The sequence below is a fragment of the Solirubrobacter phytolaccae genome, from assembly GCF_027587195.1.
Taxonomy (GTDB): Bacteria; Actinomycetota; Thermoleophilia; order Solirubrobacterales; family Solirubrobacteraceae; genus Solirubrobacter; species Solirubrobacter phytolaccae.
In genome coordinates this window covers 1-5,027 of the sequence record NZ_JAPDDP010000142.1, presented here as the reverse complement: position 1 = coordinate 5,027, position 5,027 = coordinate 1, and the positions used below count along the sequence as shown (strand labels likewise).

7 protein-coding genes and 1 pseudogene are annotated in these 5,027 nt (G+C 73.2%); 3 read left to right on the top strand and 5 right to left on the bottom strand.

Features of this window, described 5'->3' with window-relative positions; genetic code table 11:
• Positions 1-203: pseudogene (locus OJ997_RS35915) on the top strand (hypothetical protein); the annotation flags it as partial.
• On the opposite strand, the gene OJ997_RS35910 reads toward OJ997_RS35915, so the two are convergent.
• The 3 genes from OJ997_RS35910 to OJ997_RS35900 are packed head-to-tail and all read right to left on the bottom strand — an operon-like array spanning position 200 to position 2,149.
• Entirely contained in the window at positions 200-1,171 is a 972-nt protein-coding gene (locus OJ997_RS35910) for a sensor domain-containing diguanylate cyclase (RefSeq protein ID WP_270030277.1), read from the bottom strand. The pseudogene OJ997_RS35915 and the gene OJ997_RS35910 sit on opposite strands and share 4 nt — an antisense overlap.
• A gap of 22 nt (positions 1,172-1,193) precedes the next feature.
• Positions 1,194-1,493, bottom strand: a complete 300-nt coding sequence (locus tag OJ997_RS35905; RefSeq protein WP_270030276.1) for a hypothetical protein — start codon at positions 1,491-1,493, stop codon at positions 1,194-1,196.
• Positions 1,490-2,149: an AzlC family ABC transporter permease gene (locus OJ997_RS35900; protein ID WP_270030275.1), complete on the bottom strand. Its 660-nt coding sequence runs from the start codon at positions 2,147-2,149 to the stop codon at positions 1,490-1,492. Before OJ997_RS35900 ends, OJ997_RS35905 begins: the two co-directional genes overlap by 4 nt.
• An 82-nt stretch (positions 2,150-2,231) precedes the next feature.
• Between OJ997_RS35900 and OJ997_RS35895 the strand changes: the two genes are divergently transcribed.
• Together OJ997_RS35895 and OJ997_RS35890 are read left to right on the top strand one after the other, a co-directional pair.
• Positions 2,232-2,663, top strand: coding sequence for an Lrp/AsnC family transcriptional regulator (locus OJ997_RS35895; RefSeq protein ID WP_270030274.1), 432 nt, complete (start codon positions 2,232-2,234; stop codon positions 2,661-2,663).
• Entirely contained in the window at positions 2,660-3,088 is a 429-nt protein-coding gene (locus OJ997_RS35890; RefSeq protein WP_270030273.1) for a GNAT family acetyltransferase, read from the top strand. Before OJ997_RS35895 ends, OJ997_RS35890 begins: the two co-directional genes overlap by 4 nt.
• Here the strand turns inward: OJ997_RS35890 and OJ997_RS35885 are convergent.
• Positions 3,060-4,640, bottom strand: coding sequence for an alkaline phosphatase PhoX (locus tag OJ997_RS35885; protein WP_270030272.1), 1,581 nt, complete (start codon positions 4,638-4,640; stop codon positions 3,060-3,062). The two genes, OJ997_RS35890 and OJ997_RS35885, sit on opposite strands and share 29 nt — an antisense overlap.
• On the bottom strand, positions 4,637-5,027 hold a 391-nt coding region (locus OJ997_RS35880; protein ID WP_270030271.1), incomplete at its 5' end, for an Ig-like domain-containing protein. The genes OJ997_RS35885 and OJ997_RS35880, both read right to left, overlap by 4 nt.

The following is a 5,027-nucleotide window of genomic DNA, read 5'->3' as shown; positions in this document are numbered from 1 at the left end:
GATCGGCCTTGGCTGCCGCGCCGCGCCGTGAGGCGCCGCCGCACGAGTTCGCGACGGCGACGGCGGCGGCCGCCGCGCCGCGCCGTGAGGCCGCGCCGGTCGCTTCGTCGGCCGTCCCTGTGGCGGCTCCCAACTCCCACCTGTGGGACGGCGAGGCCGAGCCCGCGGCACCCGGCGGGTTGTGGGCGCGGAAGCCCGACTAGCGGCGTTCGCGCTTGCGCGCGTACATCGCCTGGTCGGCGCGGGCGAGCGCGGCGCGGACGTCGTCGCCCGGCTCGGCCAGCGCGGCGCCGACGCTCGCTCGCAGCGGGCGGAGCTCCCCGCCGTACTCGGCGGGCTCGGACAGGCCGGACTCGATGCGCGCGACGAGGATCGACTCGCCGTCGCTGTCGGGCTGGAGCTCGGCGACGACCGCGAACTCGTCACCGCCGAGGCGGGCGACGGTGTCCTCGGCGCGCGTCGCGGTCTGGAGGCGGCTGGCCACCGTCTTGAGCACGACGTCGCCCGTGTCGTGGCCGAGGGTGTCGTTGATGGCCTTGAAGCCGTCGAGGTCGACGACGACGACGAGCACGTCGCAGTCGCGGCGCATGCGGCGGGCGAAGGCGTGGGCGAGCCGGTCGTCGAGCATCGTCCGGTTCAGGACGCCGGTGAGCGGGTCGTGGGAGGCGGCGTGGCCGAGCTCGGACGCGACCTGGCGCAGCTCGAGCAGGGTCGCGACCTGCTCGGCGAGGTCCTCGAGCCGGCGGACGTGCTCGTCGCCGATCTCACGCGCCTCGATGTCCCAGGTGCAGAGCGAGCCGACGACCGTGCCGTCCGTCGCGCGGACCGGGGTGGAGGCGTAGAAGCGCACGGGCGCGTCGCCCTGCACGAACGAGGAGTAGGCGAAGCGCGAGTCGGCCGTCGCGTCCTCGCACACGATCCGCCGCTCGCCGTCGACCACGAGCTTGCACATCGAGTCCTCGCGCGGGTGCTCGCCGAGCGGCGCGTCGGTCGCGGCGACACGGTGCTGGACCTCGTCGTCGATCAGGTGCACGGCGGCGGCGCCACCGCCCACGACGAAGCTCGCCACACGCGTGAGCGCGGTCAGCGCAGGGTCACCGGCACGGTCGAGCGCGTGCAGGCGTTCGATCGCACGCAAACGGCGTGCGGCGGCGCTGTCCGTCGGCGTCATCGGCCCGGACAGCTTGACGCACTCACGCCCCGACAGCGTGCAGTAGCGCGGCGGTGCCGCCCGCGGCGAGCGCGACCAGCAGCAGCGGCACGCGCCGCCAGATCAGCACGGCCGCCACGAGCAGCGCGGGCGCGCGGCCGTCGAGCACGAGCGTCTTGTCGTCGCCGAACGTCTGCACCGCGATCAGGCCCGCGATCACCGGCACGACCAGCACGTCGAGCCGGCCCTCCAGGACCCCGCCGCCGCGGCTGGCGAGCACCGCGCCGCCCGCCTTCAGCGCGTAGGACGCCGCGCACAACAGCAGCACCGCGGTCCAGCTCATGCCGGCACCTTCGCGCGCCGTCGCACCAGCAACGGCGCCGCCGCCAGCACCGACGCCATCACGGGCACGCCCGCGGACGCGGCCGGCACGAGCAGCAGGGCGATCCCCGCGCCCGCGAGCGCCGCCGCGAGCACCTCGCGCGAACGCACCTGTGGGACGAGCAACGCGAGGAAGACGGCCGGGAAGATGGCGTGCAGGCCGTACGTCTCGGGCGCGCCGAGCACCCCGCCCGCCAGCGCGCCCGCGAGCGTCCCGAGGTTCCAGCACGCGAAGATCGCCAGCGCCGTGAGGATGAACCCGCGGCGGCGGTCGGCGGGATCGTCCTGGGCGAGCGCCATCGCGGTCGACTCGTCGATCACGAGGTGCGCGTCGAGCGCGCGCCGCCAGCCCGCGCGGCGCAGCACCGACCCGAGCGAGAGCGCGTAGATGCCGTTGCGCGCCGCCAGCAGCACCGCCGGAGGGAGCGCCGCGGCCGCGCTCCCGCCCATCACCGACACGAACATGAACTGCGACGCGCCCGTGAACGCCACGAGCGACATCACGCACGTCTGCGCGACGCTGAACCCCGCCGCCACGGACAACACGCCGAACGACACGGCATAGACGCCCGTGGCGAGGCCGATCGAGAGCGAATCGCGGAAGAGGCGGTCGAACATCGTCGCGACATTCTCGCGCGCCGCGCTGACGATCGATGGCGAAGATGGGTCGAACAGTCGGCCACTATGGCAAGATCCACGCGTGGATCGCACCGATCGCGCAATTCTCGATCACCTGTGTCGTGATTCCAGCGTCGCGAACGTCGACCTGGCCGACCACGTGAGCCTCTCGCCCTCGTCCTGCCTGCGTCGCGTGCGCGCGCTCGAGCGGGACGGCGTGATCCGCGGCTACCACGCCGACATCGACCCCGCCGCGCTCGGGCGCGGCTTCGAGGTCGAGGTGATGATCGAGCTCACCCAGAAGGACCGCGCGACCGTCGAGACGATCGAAGGCCGGATCGCCGCGATGGACGAGGTCGTCGAGTGCCGGCGGCTGTTCGGCGTGCCGGACTACCTGATGCGCGTCGCGGTCGCCGACGTCGAGGCCTACGAGACCTTCTATATGACCGAGCTCGCGGAGTTGCCGGGCATCGGCCGGGTCAGCTCCCAGTTCACGATGAAGAAGGTCAAATGATCCGCCCGCTCGAGATCAGCCAGCGCGACGCCGCCGTCACGCTGTGGGAAACATGCGGGCTCGTCCGGCCGTGGAACGACCCCTACGCGGACCTGGACCGCGCGATGAGCGGCCGCCGGTCGACCGTGCTCGGCGCCTTCGAGAACCGGACGCTGGTGGCCACGGCGATGGTCGGCGACGACGGCCACCGCGGCTGGGTCTACTACCTCGCGGTCGATCCCGAGTACCGCGGGCGCCAGCTCGGGCGCGCGCTGATGCAGGCGTGCGAGACGTGGCTCGCCGGCCGCGGCGCGCCCAAGCTCAACGTGATGATCCGCGGCGACAACGCCGTCACGCGCGGCTTCTACGAGGCGCTCGGCTACACGCAGGACGACGTCGTCGTCTACTCGCGCCGCTTCAGCGACGCAGGGTCACCGTCCGCTTGAGCGTGCGCGTCGGCGCGCCGCGCGTGACGATCTTGACCTCGACGGTGGCCTTCAGCGCCTGACGGCGCGCCTTCAGCGGCTTCGCGCGCGCCCTGGTGGGCTTGAAGCGGACGGTCGTGTGGCCGCGGTCCAGGAGGCGGGTGCCGGAGGCGAGCGTGACCCTCCGGCCGCGGACCTTGGCGGTCACCTTCACGCGGATCGACGCACCTTTGTCGACGGTGATGCCGAGCGCGAGCCCGCGGCGGATGAACGACGCGAACGTCATCCGCGAGGCGACGTCGAGCCCGATCGGCACGCCCGGCGCCCCACCCGGGCCGGCCACCGCCGGCGGCGCAGGTGAGCCGACGGGGTTCAGCGGCGGTGCGCCCTGCGCCCGCTCCAGCCGGAACGGACCGGCGATCTCGTAGACGATCCCGAAGCCCGCGTAGCGCTGGGAGCCGACGTACATGCGCGTGCCGCTCGGGTCGAACGTGATGCCGACCGTCTCGGACGCGAGCTCGCCGGGCAGGAAGTGCGCGTCGCCGGTGAGCTTGAGGAAGCGCGCGACCTGCTTGTCGGGCGTGATCAGGCAGATGTCCATCGCGTCGGGGTCGTTGTCGTAGGAGTCCTCGGCGACGAACAGGTCACCCGAGCGCGAGACGTGCAGGTTGTCGACGCCGCGCAGCGGGGTGCCGGGCGCGTTGTCGGCGTTGTAGAGGACCTCGAGCGTGCCCGCGCGGGTGTCGTAGACGTGGATCGTCTCGTCGCTCGTCGTCGCGAGGTAGACGCGGCCGGCGTCGTACCAGAGGCCTTCGCCGCGGCCGAACTTGATCGAGTCTGCCACCTGGTCCTTGCAGGCCGTGGCGCCGGTGAACCGCGGGTCCGGCACCGGCTTCCACACGACCTGCGGCCCGCCGCACGCGATCTCCAGCAGACCTTCGCTCAGGTCCGGGTAGGCCGTCGGCGTGTAGCGGTAGAGGCCGCCGCCCGAGATGTCCTCGCTCAGGTAGATCTGCTGCAGGAGCGGGTCCACGCACGCGGCCTCGTGCTTGAAGACGCCCATCGCCTGATGCTCGACCGCGGCCCGCGCACCGGTGGGGTCGCACTCCCAGACGCTGCCCTTGTCGACCTCCTCGCAGCTGAGCCACGTGCCCCACGGGGTCGCGCCGCCCGCGCAGTTCGTGTTCGTGTTGGCGAGGATGCGGTAGGCGTCGACGATCGTCCCGCGCGCGTCGAAGCGGATCGCCGAGACGCCGCCCACGGCCGGGATCTCCGAGTTGGTGACGAGGATCCAGCCGCCGTCCGGCGTTGGGTAGGTCGCCTGCCCGTCCGGGAACCACGGAAACACGTAGCCCGTGCCCGCGACGGGCGCGTTGGCGGTGGCGATCACGCGCGAGCTGAACCCGCTCGGGAGCATGATCCCGTTGGCGTCCGCCGGCAGCAGCGGACCGTACGGCCCGGGACCGGGCTGCGCGGGCGGCGCCGCGAGCGCGTCACGCCAGAAGCTCGGCCCGAACGTGACGGCGGTGGCGGCGGCGAGGCCGCTCTGGATCAGGTGGCGGCGAGTGATCATCGGACCTTCAGCGTCTTCGTGCGCGTAGACGACAGGTTCCCGGCGGCGTCGCGTGCACGGACGCGCAACGCGTAGGTGCCGGCGGGAAGCTTGCGCTTGAGCGTGAGCGACCAGCGCGTGGTGCCCTTCGCGCGCAGCCACGTGCGCTTCGAGCACGCGCGTCGCTTGCCGGGCTTGCCCGCGGTGCCGACGGTCTGGCAGCGCTTGCCGGACTTGCGCTGGAGGGAGACCTCGACGCGCCGCAGCTTGCCGCCGCAGCCGGTGTCCTTGGCGGTGCCCGAGAGCCGCGGCCGGACGGGCGCGGCGAGTCGCGCGGTGGGGACGTCGGGCGCGGCGGAAGCGGGCGGGGCGACGCGGGCCGTGTCGGCGAGTCGCGCGGCGGCGATG

Bases quoted from the DNA above. Each gene is read 5' to 3' on its own strand.
- OJ997_RS35900 (WP_270030275.1), bottom strand. From the start codon at position 2,149: ATGTTCGACCGCCTCTTCCGCGATTCGCTCTCGATCGGCCTCGCCACG.
- OJ997_RS35885 (WP_270030272.1), bottom strand. From the start codon at position 4,640: ATGATCACTCGCCGCCACCTGATCCAGAGCGGCCTCGCCGCCGCCACC.
- OJ997_RS35905 (WP_270030276.1), bottom strand. From the start codon at position 1,493: ATGAGCTGGACCGCGGTGCTGCTGTTGTGCGCGGCGTCCTACGCGCTG.
- OJ997_RS35890 (WP_270030273.1), top strand. From the start codon at position 2,660: ATGATCCGCCCGCTCGAGATCAGCCAGCGCGACGCCGCCGTCACGCTG.
- OJ997_RS35910 (WP_270030277.1), bottom strand. From the start codon at position 1,171: ATGACGCCGACGGACAGCGCCGCCGCACGCCGTTTGCGTGCGATCGAA.